Source organism: Deltaproteobacteria bacterium, assembly GCA_005879795.1.
Lineage (GTDB): Bacteria > Desulfobacterota > Binatia > DP-6 > DP-6 > DP-6.
This window is the reverse complement of sequence record VBKJ01000162.1, coordinates 1-26,750: the sequence shown is the minus strand read 5'-3', so window position 1 is coordinate 26,750 and position 26,750 is coordinate 1. Positions and strand designations below refer to the sequence as shown.

At 72.7% G+C, this 26,750-nt stretch carries 16 protein-coding genes and 1 pseudogene; 10 read left to right on the top strand and 7 right to left on the bottom strand.

Going from position 1 to position 26,750, the window contains the following annotated elements; all coding sequences use genetic code 11:
- The first annotated feature begins 267 nt into the window (after positions 1-267).
- Positions 268-552 (top strand): annotated as a pseudogene (locus E6J59_14415) (Ig-like domain repeat protein).
- Here the strand turns inward: E6J59_14415 and E6J59_14410 are convergent.
- Positions 477-1,859, bottom strand: coding sequence for a trehalose-6-phosphate synthase (locus tag E6J59_14410; GenBank protein ID TMB18513.1), 1,383 nt, complete (start codon positions 1,857-1,859; stop codon positions 477-479). The pseudogene E6J59_14415 and the gene E6J59_14410 sit on opposite strands and share 76 nt — an antisense overlap.
- A gap of 573 nt (positions 1,860-2,432) precedes the next feature.
- Between E6J59_14410 and E6J59_14405 the strand changes: the two genes are divergently transcribed.
- Both E6J59_14405 and E6J59_14400 read left to right on the top strand, forming a co-directional pair.
- Complete coding sequence (locus E6J59_14405; GenBank protein TMB18512.1) at positions 2,433-3,266, top strand: methyltransferase domain-containing protein; 834 nt, start codon at positions 2,433-2,435, stop codon at positions 3,264-3,266.
- A 319-nt stretch (positions 3,267-3,585) separates the two neighbouring features.
- Positions 3,586-3,951, top strand: coding sequence for a peptide chain release factor-like protein (locus E6J59_14400; protein ID TMB18514.1), 366 nt, complete (start codon positions 3,586-3,588; stop codon positions 3,949-3,951).
- A 34-nt stretch (positions 3,952-3,985) separates the two neighbouring features.
- On the opposite strand, the gene E6J59_14395 is transcribed toward E6J59_14400, so the two are convergent.
- Positions 3,986-4,699: a type I 3-dehydroquinate dehydratase gene (locus E6J59_14395; protein ID TMB18511.1), complete on the bottom strand. Its 714-nt coding sequence runs from the start codon at positions 4,697-4,699 to the stop codon at positions 3,986-3,988.
- Between the two features lie 81 nt (positions 4,700-4,780).
- Here E6J59_14395 and E6J59_14390 point away from each other — a divergent pair, with 81 nt between their 5' ends.
- The 4 genes from E6J59_14390 to E6J59_14375 all read left to right on the top strand — a co-directional run bounded on the left by E6J59_14390 (position 4,781) and on the right by E6J59_14375 (position 9,860).
- Positions 4,781-6,187, top strand: coding sequence for a hydroxymethylglutaryl-CoA synthase family protein (locus E6J59_14390; GenBank protein TMB18510.1), 1,407 nt, complete (start codon positions 4,781-4,783; stop codon positions 6,185-6,187).
- Entirely contained in the window at positions 6,184-7,329 is a 1,146-nt protein-coding gene (locus E6J59_14385; protein ID TMB18509.1) for an acetyl-CoA acetyltransferase, read from the top strand. Before E6J59_14390 ends, E6J59_14385 begins: the two co-directional genes overlap by 4 nt.
- A gap of 94 nt (positions 7,330-7,423) precedes the next feature.
- Entirely contained in the window at positions 7,424-8,011 is a 588-nt protein-coding gene (locus tag E6J59_14380; GenBank protein ID TMB18508.1) for a VanZ family protein, read from the top strand.
- Positions 8,012-8,102: 91 nt separating this feature from the next.
- Positions 8,103-9,860 (top strand): response regulator, encoded by a 1,758-nt coding sequence (locus tag E6J59_14375; GenBank protein ID TMB18507.1) that lies wholly within the window; start codon positions 8,103-8,105, stop codon positions 9,858-9,860.
- On the opposite strand, the gene E6J59_14370 is transcribed toward E6J59_14375, so the two are convergent.
- Complete coding sequence (locus tag E6J59_14370; GenBank protein ID TMB18506.1) at positions 9,802-10,284, bottom strand: hypothetical protein; 483 nt, start codon at positions 10,282-10,284, stop codon at positions 9,802-9,804. The genes E6J59_14375 and E6J59_14370 overlap by 59 nt on opposite strands.
- A 57-nt stretch (positions 10,285-10,341) precedes the next feature.
- The gene (gene asnS, locus E6J59_14365) at positions 10,342-11,637 is read right to left on the bottom strand and encodes an asparagine--tRNA ligase (GenBank protein ID TMB18505.1); all 1,296 of its coding nucleotides are present in this window, start codon (positions 11,635-11,637) and stop codon (positions 10,342-10,344) included.
- A gap of 86 nt (positions 11,638-11,723) precedes the next feature.
- On the opposite strand from asnS, the gene E6J59_14360 reads away from it, so the two are divergent.
- The 3 genes from E6J59_14360 (at position 11,724) to E6J59_14350 (ending at position 19,527) form a co-directional block, all read left to right on the top strand.
- Positions 11,724-12,863 (top strand): acyl-CoA dehydrogenase, encoded by a 1,140-nt coding sequence (locus E6J59_14360; GenBank protein TMB18504.1) that lies wholly within the window; start codon positions 11,724-11,726, stop codon positions 12,861-12,863.
- A 110-nt stretch (positions 12,864-12,973) separates the two neighbouring features.
- Positions 12,974-16,114, top strand: a complete 3,141-nt coding sequence (locus E6J59_14355; protein ID TMB18503.1) for a PD-(D/E)XK nuclease family protein — start codon at positions 12,974-12,976, stop codon at positions 16,112-16,114.
- Entirely contained in the window at positions 16,111-19,527 is a 3,417-nt protein-coding gene (locus tag E6J59_14350) for an ATP-dependent deoxyribonuclease subunit A (protein ID TMB18502.1), read from the top strand. Before E6J59_14355 ends, E6J59_14350 begins: the two co-directional genes overlap by 4 nt.
- A gap of 48 nt (positions 19,528-19,575) precedes the next feature.
- Here the strand turns inward: E6J59_14350 and E6J59_14345 are convergent, their stop codons facing one another.
- The 3 genes from E6J59_14345 to E6J59_14335 all read right to left on the bottom strand — a co-directional run.
- Positions 19,576-23,208: a hypothetical protein gene (locus tag E6J59_14345; protein ID TMB18501.1), complete on the bottom strand. Its 3,633-nt coding sequence runs from the start codon at positions 23,206-23,208 to the stop codon at positions 19,576-19,578.
- Between the two features lie 308 nt (positions 23,209-23,516).
- Entirely contained in the window at positions 23,517-25,739 is a 2,223-nt protein-coding gene (locus E6J59_14340; GenBank protein TMB18500.1) for a VCBS repeat-containing protein, read from the bottom strand.
- On the bottom strand, positions 25,712-26,750 hold a 1,039-nt coding region (locus E6J59_14335), incomplete at its 5' end, for a VCBS repeat-containing protein (protein ID TMB18499.1). The genes E6J59_14335 and E6J59_14340, both read right to left, overlap by 28 nt.

Genomic DNA, 26,750 nt, shown 5'->3' with positions numbered 1-26,750 from the left:
CACTGCGCGAGTCGACTCGGGCGCGACCGCCGCTGGTAGGTATGGTCGACCGGCTCCCGCATCACGCGCGCCACCGTCCGCCGCTCACACCCGACCTGCGCCGCGACCGCCACGTCGGTCAGCCCCCGCTTCTTCAAGTAGTGGACTGCACTTCGGGCCATGGCTCTCAGCATCCTCCCCTCCCACCCGCCTCCCAGCGGGGGGAGCAGTCTGCCGGAACCCCTGGCACATTTTCAGTGAGAATGGATGGCGCATCCTCACTGAGAATTTACAGGCCCGAGCACCCTCGGCACCGCCACCCTGAACGGCTCGGGCCAGGCGATGTTCACGACGAGCACGCTCGCGGCCGGCTCGCACTCGATCACCGCGTCTTACGGCGGCGATGCAAACTTCAAGGGAACCACATCGCCCAAGTTCACCCAGACGGTGAACCCGTGTTCGCCCCTTGCTCGTCGGGCGGTTCGGCCGGGGTCCTCCTACCGCCCGCCTTCGAGCGCGCCGAGGAACTCCTCCGCCCACGTGACGGCCGTCGAGCGCGAGACCGCAGCGTAGAGGTGCCGGTGCCGCTCCCGACGTTCCTCAGCAGGCATCCGGAGGGCCCGCTCCAGGTCGCGAGCCATCCCGTCGGGGTGGTAAGGGTTCGTGAGCACCGCCGCCCTCAGCTCGGCGGCCGCGCCCGCGAAGCGCGAGAGCAGCAGGACTCCCGGCGCGGCCGGATCCTGCGCGGCGACGTACTCCTTGGCGACCAGGTTCATGCCGTCGCGGAGCGGCGTGACGTAGCCGACGTCCGCCGCCCGGTAGAGCTGCGCGAGCTGATGGCGGCCGTAGGCGCGGTAGAGATAGCGGATCGGCGTCCAGTGTGCCTCCCCGAACTCGCCGTTGACTCGACCGACGGCGTTCTCGATCAGCGCCCGCTGCTCGGCATACTCGGGCACGTCGGTGCGGGACGGAACCGATATCTGGACCAGACTGACCTTGCCGCGCCACTCGGGGAACAGCTCGAACAGGCGTCCGAAAGCGTACAGGCGCTCCGGGATGCCTTTCGTGTAGTCCAGCCGGTCGACGCCCAGCACCAGCCGGCTCGGGGCGATCGACTGCAGCAAGGCAGCGGCCTCCTCCGCCGCCCCCTGCGCGGGGGGTTCCTGGAACCCATCGGGCATGATGCCGATGGGAAACGCTCGCGCGCGAACCCGACGCCCCTCGTAGTTGATGCCCTCGTCGTCGATGCATCCAGGCAACAGGGCCCGGACGCACTCGTGGAAGTTGTCGACGTACGCCTGGGTGTTGAAGCCGAGCAGGTCGAACTGCAGCATCTCCTCCAGGATCGTCCCGGCCCACGGCAGCATCGAGAACACGTCGATGCCCGGAAAGGGCACGTGCAGGAAGATGCTGATCGGCCCGCGATGGCCGCAACGACGAAGCTCCCCCGCCACCAGCAGCAGATGATAGTCGTGCACCCACACCGGCACATGGGGCTCCACGAGGGATCGCGCCGCGGTGGCGAACACCCGGTTCACCTTCACGTAGCAGCGCCACTCCTCGTCAACGAAGCGGACCCGCCCCGGAAACGTGTGGACCAGGGGCCAGAGACTCCGGTTGCAGAAGCCGTTGTAGTAGAGCTCGTAGCAATCCTCGGGTAAATCCATCCAGGCGAGCGGCGGTGTCGATCCGTCGTCGATCTGGACCGGCCCGGGCTCAGCGGTCCCTACCGTGCGACCGCTCCAGCCGAGCCAGAGGCCGTGCCGCGAGCCGAGGACGGGCTCGAGCGCCGACACGAGCCCGCCGACGTTGCGACGGCGGTCCCCATCGGGCGCGGTGGGCGAGCGCAGATCGGGTAGCCGGTTCGAGATCGCGAGCATCCGGTAGACAGGAAGGACGGACCGAGGCGCGCAGCTGATTGCCTGTGGGAGAGCCTCGGGACGCGACGGCAAGCCCCCCGGGCCGCGCCACCACGATCCGACACTGGAGCGCGTCCGCCCGATCAGGGCCGCGAGGCGCTCCCCCCCGCCGCGAGGTCCCTCTGCCACCCAATCGCCACGCCAAGCTTTACTTCCCACGCCGGGCCGCGCAGATCAAGTGATCCTCACAAGATTCCTCCTGGCGCGCCAGAGCGCAAACGGGCCGGGCCATCACGTTCGCCGGGTGTCCGCGCAGGCGGGCGGCACGGTGACTCTTTCCGATCTACCCGCGGAGCACCCGATCTCAAGACGGCGGCCGAGCACGTCTAGCTGCGCGTGCTCGTGATCGAAGCCGGTCCGTTGCGTCGCCGTCCATCGACGCTTGCGGCGCATAGTCACTTCAGCACATAGTCACTTCGAAACGAAGGGTGACGGAACACGTCATTACGCAGACGGCCGCATGCGGATCTCTCCATTCGGGTCCCTCGCCCCTAAGACCGTCAACGTCGTCGTGGGCGAGGTGTGAGGTCGCGGATGTCGGAGCTGCGCGTGCCCGCGGTCGACGTCACCGGTGGCGAAGTGCGCTGCCCGCAGTGCGAGCGGGGATTCCTCGCCGCGAACCCCGCAGGCGGTCGGGAGATGCGGTGCGACACGTGTTCGTCCTCGTACCCCGTGTCAGACGGAATCGTCGACCTTCTGCCGGGCACATCGATGCGGCGCAGCCTGGCGCAGATGTCGATGGAAGCGGAGCCGATCGTCCGCATCTACGAGAGCCGATTATGGCGGCGCGGCCCGCACGTCGCCTTCGTGCTCGGGATCTCGTTCCAGCATGAACAGGAACTGATCGTCCGCGCAGCGGAGCTCAAGGGCGCGGAGACGATCCTCGACCTCGCCTGCGGTCCGGGCATCTACGCCCGCCCCTTCGCCCGCGAGGTCCGTGCGGGCCGTGTCGTGGGCCTGGACCTGTCCCTTCCCATGCTTCGTTACGCCAGCCGCCGCGCCCGCGAAGAGGGGCTGCGGAACCTCTTGCTGGTGCACGCAACGGCGCTGAGCCTTCCCTTCGCGCCAGAGCATTTCGACCTCGTGAACTGCTGCGGTGCACTGCACCTCTTTCCGGACGTGCCGCGTGCGCTCAGCGAAGTGCATCGGGTCCTCAAGCCGGGAGGGCGCTTCACCCTGGCCGCGTTCCGCCGATCCGATGGGAGAGTTGCCACACTTCGCGCCAGCGTGCGCCGCCGGCTCTACGGGATCGACGCGTTTTCTCCCCGTGAGCTGAAATCGCGTCTGCGCGCGGCGGGCCTCGGCGAGGTGCAATGTCACCACGACAGGGCCGCGTGGCTGATCATGAGTGCACGGAAAGTTTCATAGTCGAGGCGCGACGGTGGCCGCTGCTTCCGCCGACGTGACCACCGGGATGACCTCGAACTCGATCAGGTCGTCCCAGCGGGCGGTCCACTGCGCAGGAAACCGAGTAAATCCAACGGTCCGGCTACTAGGGAAGCGCAAGGTGCCTGGTGGTGCCCCTGGTCTTCAAAACCAGTGTCGGCCTCTAGCAGGCCGAGGATGGTTCGATTCCATCGCGCTTCCGCCACTCCTCCCGTGGCGGTGGCCAGCCTACCGCGGCGAATGGTAAAGCGCCCGCGTGTTCCCGGTCTCGCCCGAGAAGCAGCACGCCCTCGCCGCGCGCATGCGGGCGCTCGGGGTGCGCGAGGAGGACCTGGACGAGCACTTCGTCCGCTCGGGCGGGAAGGGCGGGCAGAACGTCAACAAGGTGTCGACCTGCGTCGTGCTCCGCCACCGCCCGAGCGGGGTGACCGTCAAGTGCCAGCGCGAGCGCTCCCAGGCATTGAACCGCTTCCTCGCCCGCCGCGAGTTGCTCGAGAAGCTCGAGGCCCGCGCGCGCGGCGTGGCGGAGGCGCGGGCGGCCGAGCGGGCGCGCATCCGCCGCCAGAAGCGGCGCCGCTCGCGGCGCGCGAAGGAGAAGATGCTCGCCGCCAAGCGCGCCCAGAGCGAGAAGAAGGCGGCGCGCCGGGCGCCGCCGATGGACGAGTAGGCGGGGGCGCGGCGCTACGGCCTCCGACGCCTGGCTACGAGGGGAGGAGGCGGCGGAGGAGCGCGGCGAGCTCGGCGACGGGCAATTGGCCCGACGGTGCGGTCGGGCGGCCGGCGTGGCCGTAGGCGAGGAGGGAGCCGGCGGCGGGCAGGACGACGCGCGAGAGCGGGCCCGCGGGGCCCGTGGCGAGCGTCACGATGCCGCGGGTGCGGGCGGCAAGCGTGACCTCGAGCAGCACGCGCAGGTCGCCGAGGTCGGCCGCGTGGGCGACGAGCTTCGTCAGGTCCGCGCCCAGCGCCTCGGCGCGATCGAGGAGCTGGAGGAGCGCCGCGACCGGCGGCGTCGCATGCAGCGCGTGCGCCGACAGCATGACGGTCTTGCCGGCGGCCCGGGCCCGAGGCACGAGCTCCGCGGCGAGCGCCGTCGAGGCGACCTCGACGTCGATCGCGTCGGCGTGCGGCAGCCCGGCCGTGTAGAGCGCGCGCCGGCGGGCCTCGTCCATCGGCCGGCCGCCCTCGGCGGCGGCGCGCGCGGTCAGGATCACGGGGCGACCGCCGGCCCTCAGGCGTCCGAGCAGCGCCGGCAGCGTCTCCGGGCGCGGGTCGTCGCACAGGTCGGCGCGCAGCTCCACCAGATCGGCGCCGTCGGCGCCGACGAGCGCCTCCAGATCTGCCTCGCCCCCCGCGGCGACGATGCGCGGCGCACGATCGGAGAGCGGGACGGAGCCGATGGCGAGTCGGCGCGCCATCGCTCGCGCCTATCTCCGGCGGCGCGGGCGGTCAAGCGGAGGCTGGACGAAGCGTCGCCCAACCCCTAAGGTGGCGCGGCCGTGGTCGGCATCACGCGCATCGCCACGTACTTCCCGCGCCGCCGGCTCGAGCGGGCGCTGATCGCCAAGGCGTGGGGCACGCGCGTGCCCGCCGGCACGCGCACCGTCGCGGGCCTCGACGAGGATGCGCTCACCATGGCGACCGACGCGGTGCTCGCCTGTGTCGCCGACGCGGACCCCGCCGCCTTCGACGCCCTCTACTTCGCGAGCACCAGCTCGCCCTATCTCGAGAAGCAGGTGGCGAGCGTGATCGCGACCGCGGCCGACCTGCGCCGCGACGTCGTGGTCGCGGACTTCGCGGGCTCGGTGCGCGCCGGCGTGGCGGCGCTCCGCGCGGCGCTCGACGGGGTGCGGGCGGGGAGCCTCCGCACCGCGCTCGTGGCCGCGGCGGACGCGCGCCTGACCGAGCCCGAGTCCGAGCTGGAGCCGCTCCTCGGCGACGGGGCGGCCGCGCTCGCGGTGGGCGGCGAGGGCGTGGTCGCCGAGCTGGTCGCGGCCGCGTCGGTGGCCGAGGAGTTCACCTATGTGTGGAGGACCGACGAGCAGCGCACGCTGCGCGTGAGCGAGACCCGCTTCGGCACGACCTACGGCTACGTGCGCGACGTGGCGGAGGCGATCGGCGCGGCGCTTCGCAAGGCCGAGCTGCCGCCTGCGCGCATCGCCAGGCTCGCCCTGGGCGCGCCCGAGCCGCGCGCGGCCGCGGAGGCCGTCCGGCGCGCGGGCTTCGATCCGGCGCGGCAGCTGGACCCGTCGTTGCTCACCGAGGCGGGCCTCCTGGGCACGCCCGAGCCGCTGGTGCTCCTCGCGCGCGCGCTCGAGACGGCCGCGCCGGGCGACTTCCTGGTCGTCGCCGCCTACGGCGAGGGCGCCGACGCGCTCGTCGTGCGCGCGACCGACCGCCTCCCCGCCGCCCGCCCGCGCCCGCTCGCCGACCGCCTCGCGCGCGGTCTGGCGCTGCCCTCCTACGAGCGCTACCTGCGCGCGCGCGGCGTGCTGCCCCACGAGCCGATGGGCGAGCCCGTCACGGCGATGATCGAGTGGAAGGAGCTCCGGCAGGACGTGCGCCTCTACGGCAGCCGCTGCGACGCGTGCGGCCTCGTCCAGTACCCGCAGGCGCGCATCTGCATCGGCTGCCAGGCGCGCGACCGCATGCAGGAGCACAAGCTCGGCAAGCGGGGCACCGTCTTCACCTTCACCCTCGACAACCTGGCGCCGGTGCCGGAGCACCCCATGCCGATGGCCGTGATCGACCTGGAGGGCGGCGGCCGTCTCTACCTCCAGGTGACCGACGCGGCCGAGGGCGAGGTGCGGGTGGGCGCACCGGTCGAGCTCACCTTCCGGCGCTTGCACGAGGCGGGCGGGAACCGCAACTATTTCTGGAAGGCGCGCCCTCGGCTGACGGGATGAAGGACAAGGTCGCGGTCATCGGCGTCGGCTGCACGAAGTTCGGCGATCGCCACGAGCGGAGCTTCGAGGAGCTCATCTGCGACGCCGCCTTCGAGGCCTACGCCGACGCCGGCATCGAGCCGGCCGAAATCGAGGCCGCCTACCTGGGCACGTACCTCCCCGGCCCCGGCGGCGGCAAGGCGGCGGTCTCGCTCGCCGACGCGCTCCGCCTCTACGACCGGCCCATCACGCGGGTCGAGAACTACTGCGCCACGGGGACGGACGCCTTCCGCAACGGCTGCCTCGCGATCGCCGCGGGCGCGCACGACGTCGTCCTCGTGCTCGGCGCCGAGAAGCTCAAGGACCGCGGCGGGCGGGGCATCCCCCGTCTCGGGCATCCGCTGCTCGCGCGCGGCAACACCGCGCCCGGCCTCTTCGCGCTCGCCGCCAACCGCTACATGCACACCTTCGGTCTCGGGCGCGAGACGCTCGCCAGGGTCGCCGTCAAGAACCATCGGAACGGGGCGCGCAACGAGCGAGCGCACCTGCGCATGGAGGTGACCGAGGAGCAGGTGCTGAAGGCGCCCATCATCGCGTGGCCGTTCGGCCTCCTCGACTGCTGCCCCACGACGGACGGAGCGGCCGCAGCGATCATCTGCCGCGCCGACCTGGCCCGGCGCTTCTTGAAGCCGCCGGTGCTGGTCAAGGGCGCGGGCCTCGCCGTCACCACCGGCCGTCCCTACTTCGATCCCACCTTCGACTACCTGGGCTTCCGCTCGACGCAGGCCGCCGCGCGGCAGGCGTACGCGATGGCCGGCGTCACGCCCGCGGACATCGACTTCGCCGAGGTGCACGACTGCTTCACCTGGACCGAGATATCGAACCTCGAGGACCTGGGCTTCTGCAAGAAGGGCGAGGGCGGGCAGCTCGTCGAGGAGGGCCGCACGGCGCTCGAGGGCGACCTCCCGGTGAACCCGAGCGGCGGGCTCAAGTCCTTCGGGCATCCGATCGGGGCGAGCGGCGTGCGCATGATCTACGAGTGCGTGACGCAGCTCCGCGGCGAGGCCGGCAGCCGCCAGGTGAAGGACCCGGAGCTCGGCCTCGCGCACAACGTGGGCGGTCCCGGCGCCGTCGCCTGCGTCGTGGTGCTGGGACGGAGCTGAGCGTGGGAGGCCGGCCGCGAGAGCGGTCAAGCAGGCCGACGGGGTCTGGGGGTATCGGAGCAGCGCAGCACGCGAGCAGCGGACGGGCCCCCGGATGAGTTTATTCTGGCGATGGGCGGCGCTCGGGGCATACGTCGCCGCCATCTACTCGAGCCTTCCCTTCGCGCCGCGCTGGGGGCTGCGCTTCCTGCGCACCGCGCCGGGGAGCTGGTTCCTCGGCCCGGGGCTGGCATTCGTCATCGTGGCGGGCGCGGCCGCGCTCCTGCTCGCACTCCGGCGCCGCCGCGCGCCGGCCCGGGCGTACGCCGCGCTCGCGGTCGCCGCCACCGGCTACGCCCTCGCCTTCACCTGGCTCAGCGCCCAGCGGCTCGAGCGCACGCACCTCCCCGAGTACGGCATGGCCGCCTGGCTCGCGTGGCGCGCGGTCGCCCCGCTCGTGCCCGGTCCGCTCGCGGGCTACGCGGCGGGCGCCGCGCTCGCGGCGGCCATCGGGTACGGCGACGAGCTGCTCCAGGGCATCGTGCCGGGGCGCTACTACGACATCCGGGACGTCGCAATGAACGCCCTCGGGGCGGTGCTGGCGGTCATCGTGATCGCCGCCGCGGGCACGGGCGAGCGGCGCCACAAAGCCGTCGAGCGGGAGCCGAGCGCCAAATTCGCGACGCGAGGTCCCGTCGCGTAGGCCGGCGCTCCAGCCCGCACGAAAGACGGCAGGCGGCACGCATTCTGCATAGCCGGTGAGTCGTCGATACAGCGTGCACCCGTCATCTGTCATGCGCATTGGCGGGTCGGGAGGTTCACCGGTGACCCGGTCGGCCACGGCAGAGCGGGAACAGAGGAACAGGGCGTTCGCCCTGCTGCGCTACACGCTCATCGCGGCGACCGCCTACCTGATCCTCGTCGAGGACGAGTTCGCGACCCCTCCGCTCGGCGTCGTCCTGGCGATCACGGGCGCGCTGCTCTCGAACGTCCTGGCCACGTGGTTGCCCGCCCGCATGTACAACTCGAGCGGCTTCGGCCTGGCCGTCATCGTCGCCGATACCGCCTGGATCACGGCCGCGCTGCTCGCGAGCGGGCGCTTCAGCGTGGAGTTCTTCTCCCTCTACTTCTTCGTGCTCCTGCTCGCCGCCATCGGCGAGAACCTGGCGCTGATCGCCGTCGGCGCCGTGGTGGTGTGCGGCGCCTACCTCTACGTGCTGACGGTCACCGGGACCGGGTGGTCGCTCTGGCGCTCGCCCACGGTCATCCGCATCCCCTTCCTGTTCGCCGCCGCCGCGTTCTACGGCTACCTGGTCGACCGCACCCGGCACGAGCAGCGGGCCGCGGCGGCGGCGGAGAACGCCGCCAGCGCGAAGAGCATCTTCCTCGCCAACGTGAGCCACGAGCTCCGCACCCCGATCAACGGCATCGTCGGCTGGGCCGGGCTGCTGCTCGACACGGCGCTCACGCCCGAGCAGCGGGACTACGCCGAGGGAGTGCGCCGCTCGGGCGAGGCGCTGGTCTCGACCATCGGCGACTTCCTCGACTTGACGAAGATCGAGGCCCGGCGGCTCGAGCTGGAGACGACCACCTTCGCACCGCGTGCGGTGGTGGAAGACGCGGTGGAGCTGCTCGCCGGGCCGGCGCAGCAGAAAGGCGTGGAGCTCGCATGCCGGGTGGACCCGGCGGTGCCGCGCGCGCTGCGCGGCGATCCCGGCCGCCTCCGCCGGGTGCTTCTCAACCTGCTCGGCAACGCGCTCAAGTTCACGGCGCAGGGGCAGGTCGCCGTCCGGGTCGCCGTCGCGGCCCAGGCCGCGAAGACGGTCACCCTGCGCTTCGAGGTCGCCGACACGGGCATCGGGATCGGCCCGGAGCAGCAGGCGCGCATCTTCGAGCCGTTCGCCCAGGCTGACCGCTCGACGGCGCGCGAGTACGGCGGCACCGGGCTCGGGCTCGCGATCGCCAAGCAGCTGGTCGGCCTGATGGGGGGCGAGATCGGCGTCGAGAGCGAGCCGGGCCGGGGCAGCATGTTCTGGTTCACCGTGCGCTTGCAGCGGGAGCCTGCTCCTCCGGAGGAGCCGGCTCCCCGTCCCGAGCTGAGCGGCCTCCGCGTGCTGGTGATCGACGACAACGACACCAGCCGCGCATCCCTGGAGGAGCAGCTTCGCGCCTGGGGCATGCGCAGCGACGTCGTGTCGGACGGCCACGGCGCGCTGCCCCGCCTGCGTGCCGCCCTCGAGGAAGGGGACCCCTACGCCCTCGTCCTGCTCGATGCCCACATGCCGGACCTGAGCGGCCGCCAGCTGGCCCAGCTCATCCATGCGGCGCCGGCGCTCTCGCGGACGCCGCTCGTCCTGCTCGCGCCGGTCGGCGAGCGGGAGCCGAACCCGCCCGGCGTGGTCGCGACGCTCACCAAGCCCGTGAGGGAGATGCGGCTGGCGGAATGCGTCGCGGGCGTGGCGGGGCGTCGCATCTCCCGCGTCACGCCGCTGGTCAGCGACGGATCGTCAGCACGAAGATTACCGCGAGCAGCAGAATCATCACCGCGATGAAGAAGCCCGAGTACGTGCGGAAGCCGGAGACGTTCGAGTCGACGCCGCCGATGTCGTCCTTGAGCGCGTCGATCTGCTGCTTCACCCCGCTGATCTCCACGTAGAGGCCCTTCACCTCGTCGCGCAGCGCCTTCACCTCCCCCTCGGCGGCGGCGTCCTGATCCTTCTGGCTGGCCATGTCGGTGCGCAGCTCCTCGAGCGCGTCCTTCAGCTGCTGCATCTGCTCGCCGAGCCCACGCTGCGCGTCGGCGAGCTGCCGGAGGAGGGCGCGATCCTGCTCGGCGCGCGCGCTGGGCGGCGCCGGACGCGCCGCGGCGGCGGGGCGGCGGGGGCGCGCCGGCGCCTCCTCGCCTGCCTGCTCCTGTGCGGCGGCCCTGGCGGTCGCCAGCGCGAGCAGACAGACGGCGAGCAGGGGCGTCCTCATGGCGGCAGCCCTCATAGACGCGGGGTGGTGGGCGGTCAAGGTTTCACGGCCGCGGTTTCACGGCCGCAGCCGCTCGAGCAGGCGCGGGAAGGGAATCGTCTCACGCACGTGGTGCAGGCCGCACAGCCACGCCACGCAGCGCTCGATGCCCATCCCGAAGCCGGCGTGCGGCACGGAGCCGTAGCGGCGCAGGTCGAGGTACCAGCCGAAGGCGTCGAGCGGGAGCCCGTGCCGCCGGATCTTCGCCTCCAGCACGGCGGCGTCGTCCTCGCGCTGGCCGCCGCCGATGATCTCGCCGTAGCCCTCGGGCGCGAGCACGTCGACGCAGAGGGCGAGGCGCGGATCGGCCGGGTCGGCCTTCATGTAGAAGGCCTTCGCCTCGGCGGGGTACCGGTGCACCATCACCGGGCGATCGAACTCCTCGGAGAGCGCCGTCTCCTCGTCGCCGCCGAGATCGGCGCCCCACTCGAGCGGGAAGCCCTTCCGGCCGAGGATGTCGAGGGCCTCCGCGTACGCGATGCGCGGGAAGGGCTTCGCGACGCGCTCGAGGGGTGCGAGGTCGCGGCCCAGGGCGCGCAGCTCGGCCGCGCGGCGGGCGCGCACGGCGCCGACCACGTGGACGAGGAAGTCCTCGGCCAGGTCCATGTCCTCGTCGAGGTCCGCGAAGGCCATCTCGGGCTCGACCATCCAGAACTCGGTCAGGTGCCGGCGCGTCTTCGACTTCTCGGCGCGGAAGGTCGGGCCGAAGCAGTACACCTTGCCGAAGGCCATCGCGCCGGCCTCGGCGTAGAGCTGACCCGACTGCGTCAAGTACGCGGTCTCGTCGAAGTACTGGACGGGGAAGAGCGTGGTCGTGCCCTCGCACGCCGCCGGGGTGAGAATGGGCGCGTCGAAGGCGAGGAACCCGTGGCCGTCGAGATACTCCCGGCAGGCGCGGATCACTTCGCTGCGCACGCGCAGCAGCGCGTGCTGCCGTGACGACCGGAGCCAGAGGTGACGGTGGTCGAGCAGGAAGGCCGGCCCGTGCTCCTTCGGGCCGATCGGGTAGTCGGCGCTCTGGTGGACGACCCGCAGGTCGGTCACGCCGAGCTCGTAGCCGATCGGCGAGCGCGCGTCGGCGCGCACCGTCCCGGTCACGACCAGCGACGACTCCTGCGGCAGGTGATCGGCGAGCGCGAACACGTCCGCCGGCACCTCGGCCCTGGCCATCACGCACTGGATGGTGCCGGTGCCGTCGCGCACCTGGAGGAAGTGGAGCTTCCCGCTCGAGCGCCGTCCCGCCAGCCAGCCGCGCAGCGTGACCGTCTGGCCCACGTGCGCGCCGATCCCATCGACCGTCGCGGCCTCCGGCATGCCGCGCCAGGCATAGCAAAAGACCGGCGGCAAAGCTTGTGGCACGCGGGAGGGGCCGGCTAGAGTCCGCCGCCGGAGGAACCGCCATGCTCGGCTTTCGTCTGAACGAGGAGCAGGAGAGCTTTCGCGCCGCCGTGCGGAGCTTCGCCGAGAAGTCCCTCGCCCCGCGCGTCGAGGAGCTGGAGCGCACCGAGACCTTCCCGCTGGACCTCTTCCGCGAGCTCGGCCGGCTCGGCTACCTGGGGGTGGGCTATCCCGAGGAGTACGGCGGGAGCGGCGGCGACATGGTGATGCGCTGTCTCCTCATCGAGGAGATCGCGCGCGTCAACTGCGGCTTCGCGGCGGCGCTCCTCGCGCACGTGGGGCTCGGCTGCATCCCGATCTTCCGCTTCGGCACCGAGGAGCAGAAGCGGCAGTACCTCGTGCCGGCGATCCGCGGCGAGAAGCTCGGCTCGTTCGGCCTCTCCGAGCCGAACTCGGGCTCCGACGCGGCCTCGATCCGCACCCGCGCCGAGCGGCGCGGCGACGTCTACGTCGTGAACGGCACGAAGATGTTCATCACCAACGGCAACATCGCCGACTACTGCCTGGTCGCCGCCTACACGGAGCCGGCGAAGCGCGGCAGCGGCATCTCGATGTTCATCGTCGACACGAGCACGCCCGGCTTCTCCGTGTCGCGCAAGCTCAAGAAGACGGGCCATCATACCTCGGAGACCGCGGCGCTCTCCTTCGACGACATGCAGGTGCCCGCCGCGGCGCTGCTCGGCGGCGTCGAGGGCGGCTTCAAGCAGGTGACGGGCACGCTCGAGGGCGGGCGCATCACGCACGCCGCGCGCTCGGTCGGCGTCTCCCAGGCGGCGCTCGAGGCGGCGCTCAAGTACGCCAGGGAGCGCGAGCAGTTCGGCCAGCCGATCGCCAGGTTCCAGGCGATCAAGTTCAAGCTCGCGCGCATGGCGATGGAGGTCGAGACGGCGCGCACCATGACGTGGCGTGCGGCCTGGCTCTTCGACCAGGGCTACTCCATGCGCGAGGCCGCAATGGCCAAGCTCTTCGCCTCCGAGGTCGCCCAGCGCGTCACCTGGGAGGCGGTGCAGATCCACGGCGGCTATGGCTACATCACCGAGTTCCCCGTCGAACGCTTCTGGCGCGACGCGCGCCTGATGACGATCACCGAGGGGACGACGGAGATCCAGCTGACGATCATCGCGCGCGAGCTGGGGCTGTAGGGGAGGTCGGCCCACTGAGCCTCACCACCCGCCTCGTCGTCGGCGTCGACGCGCCGGCCCGCGTCGCAGCGGCCGCCGCCTGGCTCGAGGCCCGCCCGCCCGACGCGGAGGTGCTCGTCCTCGGCCCGAGCTGGGAGGCGTGCGACGACCTCGTGCGCGCCGCCACCGCGGCGACGGGGGCCCGCTTCGGCAGCGTTCGCCTGACGCTCGATCGGCTCGCGGTGCGCCTGGCGACGCCGGCGCTCGCGCGCGATCAGCGCACGCCGGCGACCGCCCTCTCGCTCTCCGCGGTCGCGGCGCGCGCGGTGCACCTCGTCCTCGGGGAGCGCGGGCTCGGCTACTTCACGCCCGTCGCCGACCGGCCCGGCTTCCCCCTCGCCGTCGCCCGCACGCTGGCCGAGCTGCGCATGAACCGCGTCGCGCCCGAGGCGCTCGCCGCCCTCGGCGCTGTCGGCCGTGATCTCGGCGAGCTCGCCGGGCGCGTGGCGCGGGAGCTCGAGGAAGCCCGACTTGCCGACCGGGCGATCGTCTTCGAGGCGGCCGTGGCGGCGGTGGGCGCCGACCCGCCTCCCCACCCCGTGGGCCTGCCGCTCCTGCTCCTCGACCTCCCGGTCACGAGCGCGTGCGAGGCGCAGCTCATCGCCATGCTCGCATCGTCCGCGCCCGACGTGCTGGCCACCGCGCCCGCCGGCGACGGCCGATCGCTCGAGCGGCTCGAGGCGGCGCTCGGCTGCATCGCCTCCACGCTCGATGCTCCGCGCCGGCGGAGCTCGCTCGACGCGCTCAAGGCGCACCTCTTCGAGCTCGGCGAGCCGCCGCCGGCCGCGGTCGACGGGAGCGTCGCCCTCTCCTCCTGGCCGGGCGAGGCACGCGAGTGCGTCGAGATCGCGCGCGGCGTCCAGGGCGAGGCGGCGCGCGGCGTGCCCTTCGACCGGATGGCCGTCCTCCTTCGCTCGCCCGCCGAGTACCGATCCCACCTGGAAGAGGCGTTCCGCCGCGCCGCGATCCCGGTCTTCTTCGCGCGCGGCACCACCCGGCCCGATCCCGCGGGCCGGGCGCTCCTGGCGCTGCTCGCGTGCAAGACCGAGCGCCTCTCCGCCCGCCGCTTCGCCGAGTACGTGTCGCTGGCGCAGGTTCCGGACCCGGGAGCGGCCGAGGACGCCGACGCGCGATGGACGCCGCCCGAGGACGATCTCCTCCCGCTGCCGCCCGCGACCGAGCCGCGCGCGGACGACGAGCGCGGCGACGGCAGCCCGCGCGCCCCGTGGCGCTGGGAGCGGCTCCTGGTCGAGGCGTCGGTGATCGGCGGGAAGGAGCGCTGGGCGAAGCGCCTCGCCGGCCTCGAGGAAGAGCTGCGCCTTCGCCGAGAGGCGCTGACCGACGAGGAGGAGGAAACGCGCGGCACGGCGCTCGAGAGGCAGCTCGCCGACCTCGCGTACCTCCGCGGCTTCGCGCTGCCGCTCATCGAGCGGCTCGACGCGCTGCCACGGCAGGCGCGCTGGGACGAATGGCTCGGGCACCTGCGCGCGCTCGCCACGGCGGCGCTCCGCGAGCCCGAGGGCGTGCTCGCGACGCTCGCCGAGCTGGAGCCGATGGCGCCGATCGGCCCGATCGACCTCGACGAGGTGCAGCTCGTCCTCCGGCCGCGGCTCCGTGAGCTGACCGTGCCGCCGGCGCGCCGGCGCTACGGGGCCGTCTTCGTCGCGCCCGCCGAGGGGGTGCGCGGCCTCGCCTTCGACGTCGTCTTCGTCCCCAGCCTCGCCGAGAAGCTCTTCCCGCGGAAGATCGTCGAGGACCCGATCCTGCTCGACGCGCACCGTCGCGCCCTCGACGCCCCGGCGCTCGCCACCCAGCCCGCGCGCGTCGCCGCCGAGCGGCTGGCGCTCCGGCTCGCCGTCGGCGCGGCACGCGAGCGCGTCGTCCTCTCGTGGCCGCGCGTCGACATCGAGCAGGCGCGGCCCCGGGTGCCGTCGTTCTATGGGCTCGAGGCGCTGCGCGCGGCGTCGGGGACGCTGCCCGGCTTCGATGAGCTCGATGAGCGCGGCGGCGAGAAGACGGGCGGGCGGCTCGGCTGGCCCGCCCCCGCGCGTCCCGAGGACGCGATCGACGAGGCGGAGTACGACCTCGCGCTGCTCGCCGGCCTGCGCGACGCCGACCCGGCGACCACCGACGGCAGCGCGCGCTATCTCCTCGACGCGAACGTCCACCTGGGGCGGGCGCTCCGCGCCCGCGGCCGGCGCTGGCTCCGGCGCTGGACCCCGGCGGACGGGCTCGTCGACCCCGACGACCTCGCCCGCGGGGCGCTGGCCGATCATCAGCTCGCCGCGCGCCCCTTCTCGCCGACCGCCCTCCAGCACTTCGCCGTCTGCCCGTACCGCTTCTTCCTTCAGGCGGTCATGCGGCTCCAGCCGCGCGAGGAGCCGGTGGCGCTCGAGGCGCTCGACCCGCTCACGCGCGGCGCGCTCTTCCACGAGGTCCAGTTCGCCGTCCTGAGCGAGCTTCGCGCTGCGCAGCTCCTCCCGGTCCGGCCCGCCAACCTCGACGCGGCACGCACGGCGGTCGACGGCGCGCTCGACGCGGTGGCGGCGCGCTGGGCCGACAAGCTCTGGCCCGCGATCGACCGGGTGTGGAAGGACGGCATCGACGGCATCCGCGCCGATCTCCGCGAGTGGCTCCGGCGCGCGGCCGACGCGGACGACGGCTGGGTGCCGTGGCGCTTCGAGCTGGCCTTCGGGCTCGCCGACCGCGACCGCCCGCAAGCCGATCCCGCGAGCGTCCCCGATCCGGTCCCCGTGATCGGCGACCTCCGCCTGCGCGGCTCGGTCGACCTGGTCGAGCGCCACGCGCGCGGCGTGCTCCGCGCCACCGACCACAAGACGGGCAAGACCCGTCCCAGGGCGGGCGTCGTGGTGGGCGGCGGCGCGGTGCTGCAGCCGCTCCTCTACGCGCTCGCCTGCGAGCGCCTCCTCGCCGAGCCGGTCGAGGCGGGACGGCTCTACTACTGCACGGCCGACGGCGGTTACGAGGAGCGCGTCGTGCCGCTCGACGCCGAGAACCGGCGGCTCGCGGGCGAGGTGGTCGAGATCATCGGACGCGCGCTCGCGGCCGGCTTCCTTCCCGCCATGCCCGAACGCCGTGCCTGCCAGTACTGCGATTACCGGCCGGTCTGCGGTCCGCACGAGGAGACCCGGACCGCCCGCAAGCCGAAGGACCGGTGCGCCGATCTGGACCGTCTGCGGAGGCTCCCGTGACGCGCCTTGCCGACCAGGAGGCGCGCGACCGCATCCGCGACGAGCTCGGCACGACGCTCGTGGTCGAGGCGGCCTCGGGGACCGGAAAGACGACCGAGCTCGTGACCCGCATGGTCGCGCTCCTGACCGCCGGTCGCGCCCGGCTCGACCACATGGTGGCGGTCACCTTCACCGATGCCGCGGCCGGCGAGCTGAAGCTCCGGCTCCGCAAGGCGATCGAGGACGCCCGGCGGGATCCGGCGTGCCCGGCCGATGCCCGCGAGCTCCTCGACGCGGCACTCCCCCAGCTCGAGGAGGCGCGCATCGGCACGATCCACTCCTTCTGCGCCGACCTGCTCCGCGAGCGGCCGGTCGAGGCGCGCGTCGACCCGCTCTTCGAGGTGGCTTCCAAGGACGTGGCCGAGGGCCTCCTCGACCGCGCCTTCGACCGCTGGTTCGAGGAGAAGCTCGCGCATCCCGGGGAGGCGGTGCGCCGCATCCTCCGCCGGCGCACCCGCGACGAGGGTCCGCGCCGTCTGCTGCGGACCGCGGCGCGGGACCTCGTCGAGCGGCGCGACTTCCCCGCCGCATGGCGCCACGAGGAGGGCTTCGACCGCGACGGGACGCTCGACGCGCTCATGGAGGAGATGGCCACCCTCGGCGCCTTCGCCGCCACCGGGAACCCGGACGACCACTTCGTGCGGTCGCTCACGGAGATCGCGCGCTTCGTTGCGGACGTCCGCCGGCGCGAGGCGGTCCGCGGGCGGGACCACGACGGCCTCGAGGCGGAGCTGCTCGGCGTCAGCCGCGAGAAGCACTGGCGGTGGACGGGCTTCCGGCGCGTCCCGGCCGGCTTCCCGAAGGCGGAGCTCCTCGAGCGGAGGACGCGGCTCCGCGCCGCGCTGGATGATTTCGTGCGGCGGGCGGGGGCCGATCTCGCCCCGCGGCTCCGCGACGAGCTCTGGCCGGTGGTCGAGGGCCATGAGACCCTCAAGAACCGCGCGGGCTGCCTCGACTTCCTGGACCTCCTGCTGCGCGCCCGCGACCTCCTGCGCGAGAACGCGGCGGTGCGCACCGAGCTCCAGCGTCGCTTCACCCACCTCTTCGTCGACGAGTTCCAGGACACGGACCCGCTCCAGGTGGAGATCCTCTTGCTGCTCGCGGCGGACGATCCGAACGTGCCTGACTGGCGCCTCGTCCGTCCGGTCGCCGGAAAGCTCTTCCTCGTGGGCGACCCGAAGCAGTCGATCTACCGTTTCCGCCGCGCGGACGTGGCGCTCTACGAGCGGGTGAAGCGGCAGCTCGTCGCGGCAGGCGCCGCGCTGCTCGATCTGAGCGTCAGCTTCCGCGCCGTGCCGGAGATCCAGGAGGCGGTGAATGCGGCCTTCGCGCCGCGCATGCAGGGCGAGCCGCGTTACGTCCCGCTGGCGCCGTACCGGCCCGGGGTCGAGACGCAGCCGTCCGTGGTCGCGCTCCCGGTGCCGGCCCCGTACGGGGACTACGGGACGATCGTCGACTGGCGCATCGACGAGTCGCTGCCGGACGCGATCGCGGCCTTCGTCCAGTGGCTGGTCGAGCAGAGCGGCTGGACGGTGACGGAGCGCGAGCGGCCTTCCCGGCGGGTGCCGGTCCGGCCGCGGCACGTTTGCTTGTTGTTCCGTCGCTTCCGCGCCTACCTCGCCGACGTGACGCGGCCGTACGTGCGGGCGCTCGAGGCGCGGCATCTGCCGCATCTGTTGGTCGGGGGGACCTACTTCCACGTGCGCGAGGAGGTCGAGGCGATCCGCAACGCGCTCGCCGCGATCGAGCGGCCCGAGGACGAGCTGGCGGTGTTCGCGACGCTGCACGGGCCGTTCTTCGCGCTCGGCGACGGGGCGCTGCTGGCCTTCCGGAAGCGGTTTGGGCCGCTGCATCCGTTCTGCCGCGTGCCGGACGACGAGCCGGCGGCGCTGCGCGAGGTCCGAGATGCGCTCGCGGTGCTGCGCGCGCTCCACCGCGGCCGGAACCGCCGCCCGATCGCGGATACGATCGGGCGGCTGCTCGCGGCGACGCGGGCGCACGCGGGCCTGGCCGTCTGGCCGACGGGCGAGCAGGCGCTCGCCAACGTGACGCGCTTGATGGACCTCGCCCGCCGCGCCGAGCGCACCGGCCTGACCTCTTTCCGCGCCTTCGTCGAGTGGCTCGCAGAGCAGGCCGAGCACGGCGAGGCGAGCGACGCGCCGATCGTCGAGGAAGGGACCGAGGGCGTGCGGATGATGACGGTCCACGGCGCCAAGGGGCTCGAGTTCCCGGTCGTCATCCTCGCGGACCTGACGTGCAAGGAGACGTCGGGCGAGCCGCGTCGGTGGGCGGATCCGGATCGCGGGCTGTGCGTGCTGCGGATCGCCGGGTGTACGCCGCCGGAGCTGCAGGAGCATGCGGCGGAGGAGATGGCGCGGGAGGGGGAGGAGGCGACGCGGGTGCTGTACGTGGCGGCGACGCGGGCGCGGGATCTCCTCGTCGTGCCGGCGCTGGGGGACGGGCGGTACGACGGGTGGCTGCAGGCGCTCAGCCCGGTGCTCTACCCACCGCCTGAGCGCGTCCACGTGCCGGAGACGCGCCAGCCGCCGGGCTGCCCCGCGTTCGGCGCGGAGACCACGACCGGCCGGCCGGAGAACGTGGCGCGGCCGCCGCATGCGGTGATGCCCGGCCTCCACGTCCCTACGTTCGGGCGCCACCGCATCGTCTGGTGGGACCCGGCGACGCTCGCGCTCGACGTGCAGGAGTCGGTCGGCCTCGCGCAGCAGAAGATCCTGGCCGCCGACGAGCGCGGCGTGCGTGCCGAGGAGGGCGTGCGCGCACACGCGGCGTGGCAGGCGGAGCGGGAGCGCGTGCGGGCGGATGGGTCGGCGCCGAGCCTGCACGTGGTGACGGCGACGGAGCACGCTGCGGTCGGTGCCGCACCGGTGGCGGAGGTCGCGGTCGAGTCGGTCGACACGCCCGGCCCGCGGCCGCACGGGAAGCGCTTCGGCACGCTCGTCCACGCCGTGCTCGCGGCGGTGGAGCTCGACGCCGACCGCGCCGGCGTGGCGGACGTGGCGGCGCTCCAGGGCCGGCTCCTGGGTGCGAGGGCGGAGGAGGTGGAGGCCGCCGCCGACACCGCCGCGCGCGCGCTCGCCCACCCGCTGCTGCGGCGTGCCGCCGACGCCGCGCGGGCCGGCCGGTGCCGGCGCGAGTGCCCGGTTGGGGTGAAACTCGCGGGCGATGTGGTGGTCGAGGGCGTAGTGGATGCGGCCTTCCTGGAGGACGGTGCGGGGTGGACGGTCGTCGACTTCAAGACGGACGTGGAGATCGCGGGGCGGCTCGAGGAGTACCGCCGGCAGGTCGGTCTCTACGCCGAGGCGGTGCGGCGGGCGACGGGGGGGCCGGCGCGGGGGGTGCTGCTGCGGGTGTAAAAACCGGATCGGTGCACGCTCAACCCGACGGAGGATTGACCCGGGTGCTCAGGGTCGTGGATGGGGCGGTCGGGTCGTGGTGGTGGGTCGGGGTCGATGGGGTGGCCGGGTCGTGGTGGTCGTGCTCGTGGTCGTGCTGGTCGGGCGGGTCGTCGTGCTGCTCGTGGTCGAGGTCGTCGTGGTCGTGGACACCGTCGTGCTCGTGGTCGGGCTCGGGCTCGTCGTCGAGGTCGTGGTGCTCGTCGAGGCGTTGCTCGTCTGTCCGGGCGGCTCCTGGTAGTTGCCGGTGTTGCGCAGGTCGTGGCGCTTCTTCGGCCATTCATCCGGGCCGGCCGCCGCGGGCGTGTTCCATACGAAGAGGTTCCCCTCGCGGGTGAGGACGACGACGTCGTTGCGCCCGTCGCCGTCGACGTCGCCGATGGCCGGGTTGGCCACGTGCCAGCCGCCCGTGAACTTCGGCCAGCCGGCCGGCTCGACGCCGTTGACGTCGTAGGCGTGCAGGTAATAGCCGGCGCTCCCCTCGACGACGTAGGGCAGGGTCGTGGCGGCCACGCGTGCGATCGAGGGGCCGGTCAGGAACTGCAGCTCCTCGATGTGGCGGGGGTACGCCGGGAGGTAGCTGCCGCTGAGCGCCACCCAGCCGCCGACGTGGTCGTCGGCGTTCACCTGCTCCTCGGGCAGGACCACCGCGAGCGCGCGCCCGAGGCCTGTGGCCGGCGCCGTGAACGCGAGCGCGCCGGGCGCCGCGAGGGCCCCGAAGGCCCCTTCGCCGAGCGCGGCGAACGACGGCGTGTCGGGGCTGTTGCTCGCCGGATAGCCGTCCGTCGCCATCACGCGGTAGTTGCCCGTGTTGGGATCGGCGCCGTAGAACGAGCTGCCGTCGGCCTTGAGCAGGTAGGCCGGGCCGGCGTCGGCGAACACCCCGACCTCGAGCGTGCCGTCGCCGTCGACGTCGGCGAGCGCGGGCGAGGCGTTGATGCCCTCGCCCACCACCGGCAGCAGCTCCCTGTTGATCAGGCCGATCTTGACGGGCCAGCCGGCGAGGAAGGGTCCGCCCGCGTGGTTGTTGCCGTCGTTGTGGAGGGCGTAGAGGCGGCTGTTCGCCGGGCTGAGCAGCCCGGAATTGGCGAGCGCCGAAGCGGTGCCGCTCGTGAGCGAGAAGTTCGGCGGCTCGTCGTACTCCTCGTTGGTCCCGACCACGATGTCGAGGGTGCCGTCGTGGTCGAGGTCGCCGACGGCCGGCGAGTCGATGATCTTGCTGCCGCGGAGGGCGCCGGGCTTCGGGGTCACCTTGTGGGTGCTCGGGTCGATCGACGCCAGGCGGCTCGCGTCGACGACGAGCACCGGGAAGCCGGGCCGGGGGTTGCCCCGTCCGTCCCACGCGTAGAGGTGGCGGTCGGCGGCACCGACGATGATGTCGAGCCCGCCGTCGGCGTCGAGGTCGGCGAGCGCGGGCGAGGCGACGATGAACCGGTCGACCGTGTTGGCCGGATCCCGCACCGCGTGGCTCGAGTACAGCAGGTTCACCTGCACGGGAAAGCCGGGCTTCCGCTGCCCGAGGTGGTTCCAGGCGTACACCTTGCCCTCCATGTCGGCCGCCACCACGTCCAGGATCCCGTCGCCGTCGATGTCGCCGATCGCCACCGAGGCCAGGACGGCGGCGCGGATCGGCGTCGGGATCGCGCCCGAGGCGTAGGCCATCGACCCGGCGTGGATGGCGAGCGGGTCGGTCCCGACGGGCCAGCCGGGGAGGTCCGACCCGTCGGCCCGCTTGGCGTGGACGAGGCCGTTCGACGTGCCGAAGACGATGTCGCCCACGCCATCCCCGTCGAGGTCGGCGATCGCCGGCGACGAGGCGCCGTCGCCGCCGAGCTGGAGCGGGAAGGCGGCCTTCAGGTCGGGATCGTCGAACACGGAGATCGTGCGGCGGTCCTCGCCGAGCTGGCCCGATGCGTCCAGCACCTGCACCCGGATCGTGTAGGTGAACTGGTCGTAGTCCTTCGAGCTCGGGTCGGCCGCCTCGGCTTGCCGGCGCGCGATCTGCGCTGCCGTCGGTGGCGCGATCTGGGCGGGCGTGATCGTCGCCAGCACGCCGTCGAGCGGCGCGGTGCGCGTCGCGCCGAAGGGCACGATGTCCACCCACTCGGTCTCGAGCGGCTGCACCCCGTAGCCGATCTGGGCGCGGTAGGTGTAGCTGCTGGCGCGGTCGGCGGCGACCCGGCCCTGCACGACCACGTTGCCGTCGCGCATGGGATCGAGCGGCTGGAACCAGACCGGCGCACGGATGTCGGCCTCGGGCGGGATATGGCCGTCCAGGATGCGTGCCACGGCCGCATTCGCGTTGATGCGGCCGTGGCCCGTGAACTGATCCGCGCCCGCCTCGGAGGCGTAGCGGATCGTGTCGGGGAAGGCGATCTGACGCTGCATCTCGAAGTTGAGGTCGTCGGCGGTCTGCTCGAAGAGCTGGCGGACCTCGTTGGCCGTGAGCGGCCGGCTGAGCGTCCCGGCGGCCACCGCGTCACGGCCGGCGGAGACGATCATGCCGGCGATGCCCGAGCTCCGGCCCGTCGCCTCGGAGGAGCACGAGGTGGACGACACGCTCACCGAGATGTTGCCGCCGAAGTTCGTGCACCCGTCGATGTAGAGCCAGGAGGCCGGCTCCACGCCCTGGACCCCGAAGTCGCGGATCGAGTTCACGACGATCGCGTGGACGTAGTTGGAGGGATAGTTGTGGTGCCAGGCGTCCTCGTCGGCGGCCGAGGCCATTACGGGCACGTTGTGTGAGTAGGCGTAGTCGATCGCCTGCTGGCCGAAGGCGGAGTTGTTGAGGGTGCCGAGGGCCTCCTGGACCACCGCCGCCCCGGTATCGACCGCGAACACCACGCCCTGGGCGAAGCGGTCGACCTCGGCGACGAAGCTGTCGCCGACACGCACCGGCATGACCATGCAATTCGGGCACGTGCCGAGCGCGCCGCCGTTGTTGGCCTCGGCGGTGGAGTCCTCGGCCTCGCCGGTGCCGTGGCCGAACTGCACCTCGTCGAAGGGATCGTTGTCGCTCTCGAAGAAGTCCCAGCCCGCGATGTTGTCGATGTACCCGTCGCCGTCGTCGTCGACGCCGTCGGAGAAGGTCATGATCAGGTCCTCGGGATCGATCACGCCGTTGCCGTTGCGGTCGGACACGCGCGGGTCGGTGTCGTAGTCGGGCGCGTTGAAGACGCCATCGCCGTTGCAGTCGCGGGGGTCGGGGCCGGACGGCGGCGTGGCGCAGATCGGCGCCGGCAGCTCGCCGCGGTTCAGGTAGAACTTCTTGCGCAGGTCGCCGAGCGCCCCGAGGTCGTTCCACTTGATGCCGGAGTCGAGGACGGCGATCACCACGTCTGGCCGCCCGGTCTCGCGCCGCCAGGCGATCTCGACGCTCATGCCGCTCACGCCGAGGAGCTCGTTCGGGCTGCCGAGCACGGTCGGGTCCGTGGTGCAGAAGCTCGTGCTCGCGAACTTCCACTTGTTGCCGTTGCAGCTGCCGGCCGACCCGCTCATCTCGTTCGCCAGCGGGATGCAGCCTACCGGCATGCCCGAGGAGTCGCAGCGGTTCACATCGGCGAGGAACGGGAACTCGGCGCGCGCGGAGCGCGCGATGAGGAGCGTCAGGCTGGCGGCGACCGCGAGCGAGCGATAGCGCATCGACGAGACCCCCTCGGCGCGCCGAGGCGCGCCATCCAGAGCCATCCGTCCGCGCCGCGGAGACGCCGGCGGATCGTCGCTACCGAGCGACGGTGTAGGTTCCGGCGACGGGCTACGGGAGATCAATCCGCAATGTCGGGGGTTTTGCCCGCGGACATAAGGGAAAGGTCGGCCGGCTACAGGCGGGCGCTGCGCCCTGTCAGACGGGATGCTGCGGCAGGAGGGCTTCGTCGCTGGCTGTCCGTGCGCCGTCCATGCCTGTCACCTGACGGACGGTTCTCGACGGAGCGCTTCGGCCTGTAGGGCGCTCAGTTCGGGGGTGGATGTGGATGCGGAGGCCGGGTCGTAGTGGTCGTGCTCGCGGTCGTGGTGGTCGGGCGGGTCGTGGTGGTGCGTCGTGGAGGATGTGGTGGTCGGGTCGTGGTCGTCGGCGCCGCCGTCGTGCTCGTCGTCGCCGTCACGGAGGTCGTCGTGGCGGTGCTGGTGGTCGTGGTGCTCGCCGTAGTGGAGGAGGTCGTGCTGCTGGAGGTCGTGGTGGTGGTCGTCGGCGGCGCGAAGGCGAAGCTCCCGAGCGAGGTCACGGGCGAGAGGTTGCCGGCGTGGTCCACCACCTGGGCGGCGAGGAAGACGACCTGCCCCGCGAAGCGCCCGTCGCGCACCGTGAGCGATGCGCCCGCGTCGTGGTTGCCCCGCAGCGGCGCCGGTACCGAGGCGACCGGGGTCGCGGCGTCGAACTGCGTCTGGGTGGTGATCGGGCCCGCCGTGGAGAACCGGAAATCGAACTTCGCGGCGGTGCCGCAGTAGAGGTCGTCGCCCGGGATGCGGGAGGTGGTGACGGTGATCGCGTTCGTGGCCAGGTCCGTGCTGCTCGTGACGACGTCCCGCGGGGCGAGGCGCGCGGGCGGCACCGTGTCCTCGCCCGCGAGGTTGTTGTTCCGGTAGTTGACCTGCGGGTTGTAGGCCCCGTCGCGGCCGTCGAGATTGGCCGTCGTCGCCGTGTTGCACATCGGGGCCGGCGTGTCCCAGAGGAAGTAGTTCCCCTCGCGCGTCGGCCAGGCGATGTCGAGGCGGCCGTCGTCGTCGATGTCGCCGGCGGCCGGCGCGCCCGTGTGCCAGCCGCCGGTCAGCTTCGGCCACCCCGCGGGCTCGCGGCCGGTGAAGTCGAAGGCATGCACGAGGTAGAGGCCGTTCCCCGAGATGAGCTCCGGCAGGTCCAGTGTCCCGCCGGGGTCGACGCCGGGGTCGATGGTGGGGCCCACGTTGGCGAGGAGCGGGACGGTGGTGAGGCCGAAATCGTCGATGACCCTGGGGAAGCCGTCGAGCGGCTGGCCCGTCGCCGCGTTCCACGCCTGCAGCACGTGGTGGAAGGGCTCGTTCTGTCCGACCAGGACCAGGTCGACGAGGCCGTTCAGCGTGACCCCGACCTTGGTGAGATCGAGGTTGCCGTCGCGGTCGATGTCGCCGATGGCGGGGTACTCGAAGAGGTTGAGGACGCTGCTGTTGTCCTGGGCCGTGTCGGACAGCGGCCCGTGCGCGCTCGGGTCCATGTCCCGGAGGCGCGTGCCGTCCGGCCTGAAGAGCACGAGGTTGGAGGTCGTGAGGCTCGCCGCGATCTCGAGGCCGGGTGACGGGTCCATGTCCCCGACGGCGACGTTGTGGCCGGGGCCGATGAGCGGCAGAATGTCGATGGCGAGGCCGTCGAGCTTGACCGGCCAGCCGGCGACGAAGGGGCCGCCCGGGTGGAGGTTGCCGTCGTGGTGGAGCGCGTAGATGCGGCCGGAGCCGCCGGCCGCCGCGAAGGCTGCCGCCAGCACGGTGCCGGTGTTGAGCCCGGGGACGGAGGTGGGGTTGTTCTGCTCGTTCGGGAAGAACTGGTTCGCATTGCCGCTCGCCCTGTACACCTCGTTCGTCTCGATGACGACCTCGAGGTGCCCATCGCCCGCCAGGTCGGCCACGACGGGCGTGTTGATGCTCTCGGCGCCCACCGGCGTCTCGCCGGGCCCGGGAGCCGGATCCTGAATCTTCACTGGCCAGCCCGGGAGCAGGCTCCCGCGGCGGTCCCACGCATACACGTGCTGGTCCATCGCCGCGACGACGATGTCGAGGAAGCCGTCGCCGTCGAGATCGGCGAGCACTGGCGAGCCGAGGATGCCGGTCTTCAGGTGGTTCGTCTTCGTGCGGAGCGCTACCGCCGATAACGCCGGATCGATGCGCACCGGGAAGCCCGGCGCGCGCGTGCCGTCGTGGCGGAAGACGTAGACGTCGCCCTCGATGTTCGCGTAGACGATCTCCGGGTAGCCGTCGCGGTCGAGGTCACCGATGGCGGGGCGCGAGGTGGTGGTGGGCGACGGCGGCGCGATGCGCCCGCTCGCGAAGGCGGGTGCACCCAGATGGGTGGCGACGTTGCGTGCCATGTTGGTCGTCACCGGGAAGCCCGGGAGCTGCGAGCCGTCGGCGCGGAAGGCGTAGATGCGCCCGGCCGCGGTCGCCTGCACGAGCTCCATCACGTTGTCCCCATCGAGGTCGACCATGTGCGCGTGAGGCTCGCCGCGATCTCGAGGCCGGGTGACGGGTCCATGTCCCCGACGGCGACGTTGTGGCCGGGGCCGATGAGCGGCAGAATGTCGATGGCGAGGCCGTCGAGCTTGACCGGCCAGCCGGCGACGAAGGGGCCGCCCGGGTGGAGGTTGCCGTCGTGGTGGAGCGCGTAGATGCGGCCGGAGCCGCCGGCCGCCGCGAAGGCTGCCGCCAGCACGGTGCCGGTGTTGAGCCCGGGGACGGAGGTGGGGTTGTTCTGCTCGTTCGGGAAGAACTGGTTCGCATTGCCGCTCGCCCTGTACACCTCGTTCGTCTCGATGACGACCTCGAGGTGCCCATCGCCCGCCAGGTCGGCCACGACGGGCGTGTTGATGCTCTCGGCGCCCACCGGCGTCTCGCCGGGCCCGGGAGCCGGATCCTGAATCTTCACTGGCCAGCCCGGGAGCAGGCTCCCGCGGCGGTCCCACGCATACACGTGCTGGTCCATCGCCGCGACGACGATGTCGAGGAAGCCGTCGCCGTCGAGATCGGCGAGCACCGGCGAACCGAGGATGCCGGTTTTCAGGTGGTTCGTCTTCGTGCGGAGCGCTACCGCCGAGAACGCCGGATCGATGCGCACCGGGAAGCCCGGCGCGCGCGTGCCGTCGTGGCGGAAGACGTAGACGTCGCCCTCGATGTTCGCGTAGACGATCTCCGGGTAGCCGTCGCGGTCGAGGTCACCGATGGCGGGGCGCGAGGTGGTGGTGGGCGACGGCGGCGCGATGCGCCCGCTCGCGAAGGCGGGTGCACCCAGATGGGTGGCGACGTTGCGTGCCATGTTGGTCGTCACCGGGAAGCCCGGGAGCTGCGAGCCGTCGGCGCGGAAGGCGTAGATGCGCCCGGCCGCGGTCGCCTGCACGAGCTCCATCACGTTGTCCCCGTCGAGGTCGACCATGTGCGGCGGGGGCTCGCCGCCGCCGTCGATGATCCCGTCGCCGTTGGCGTCGATCGCGATCGGCCAGCCC

Excerpts from the sequence above, each read along its gene's own strand:
- E6J59_14370 (TMB18506.1), bottom strand. The coding sequence starts at position 10,284 with ATGAGGACGCCCCTGCTCGCCGTCTGTCTGCTCGCGCTGGCGACCGCC.
- E6J59_14395 (TMB18511.1), bottom strand. The coding sequence starts at position 4,699 with ATGGCGCGCCGACTCGCCATCGGCTCCGTCCCGCTCTCCGATCGTGCG.
- E6J59_14405 (TMB18512.1), top strand. The coding sequence starts at position 2,433 with ATGTCGGAGCTGCGCGTGCCCGCGGTCGACGTCACCGGTGGCGAAGTG.
- E6J59_14385 (TMB18509.1), top strand. The coding sequence starts at position 6,184 with ATGAAGGACAAGGTCGCGGTCATCGGCGTCGGCTGCACGAAGTTCGGC.
- E6J59_14380 (TMB18508.1), top strand. The coding sequence starts at position 7,424 with ATGAGTTTATTCTGGCGATGGGCGGCGCTCGGGGCATACGTCGCCGCC.
- E6J59_14340 (TMB18500.1), bottom strand. The coding sequence starts at position 25,739 with ATGGTCGACCTCGATGGGGACAACGTGATGGAGCTCGTGCAGGCGACC.
- E6J59_14410 (TMB18513.1), bottom strand. The coding sequence starts at position 1,859 with ATGCTCGCGATCTCGAACCGGCTACCCGATCTGCGCTCGCCCACCGCG.
- E6J59_14375 (TMB18507.1), top strand. The coding sequence starts at position 8,103 with ATGCGCATTGGCGGGTCGGGAGGTTCACCGGTGACCCGGTCGGCCACG.
- E6J59_14400 (TMB18514.1), top strand. The coding sequence starts at position 3,586 with ATGCGGGCGCTCGGGGTGCGCGAGGAGGACCTGGACGAGCACTTCGTC.
- asnS (TMB18505.1), bottom strand. The coding sequence starts at position 11,637 with ATGCCGGAGGCCGCGACGGTCGATGGGATCGGCGCGCACGTGGGCCAG.
- E6J59_14360 (TMB18504.1), top strand. The coding sequence starts at position 11,724 with ATGCTCGGCTTTCGTCTGAACGAGGAGCAGGAGAGCTTTCGCGCCGCC.
- E6J59_14345 (TMB18501.1), bottom strand. The coding sequence starts at position 23,208 with ATGCGCTATCGCTCGCTCGCGGTCGCCGCCAGCCTGACGCTCCTCATC.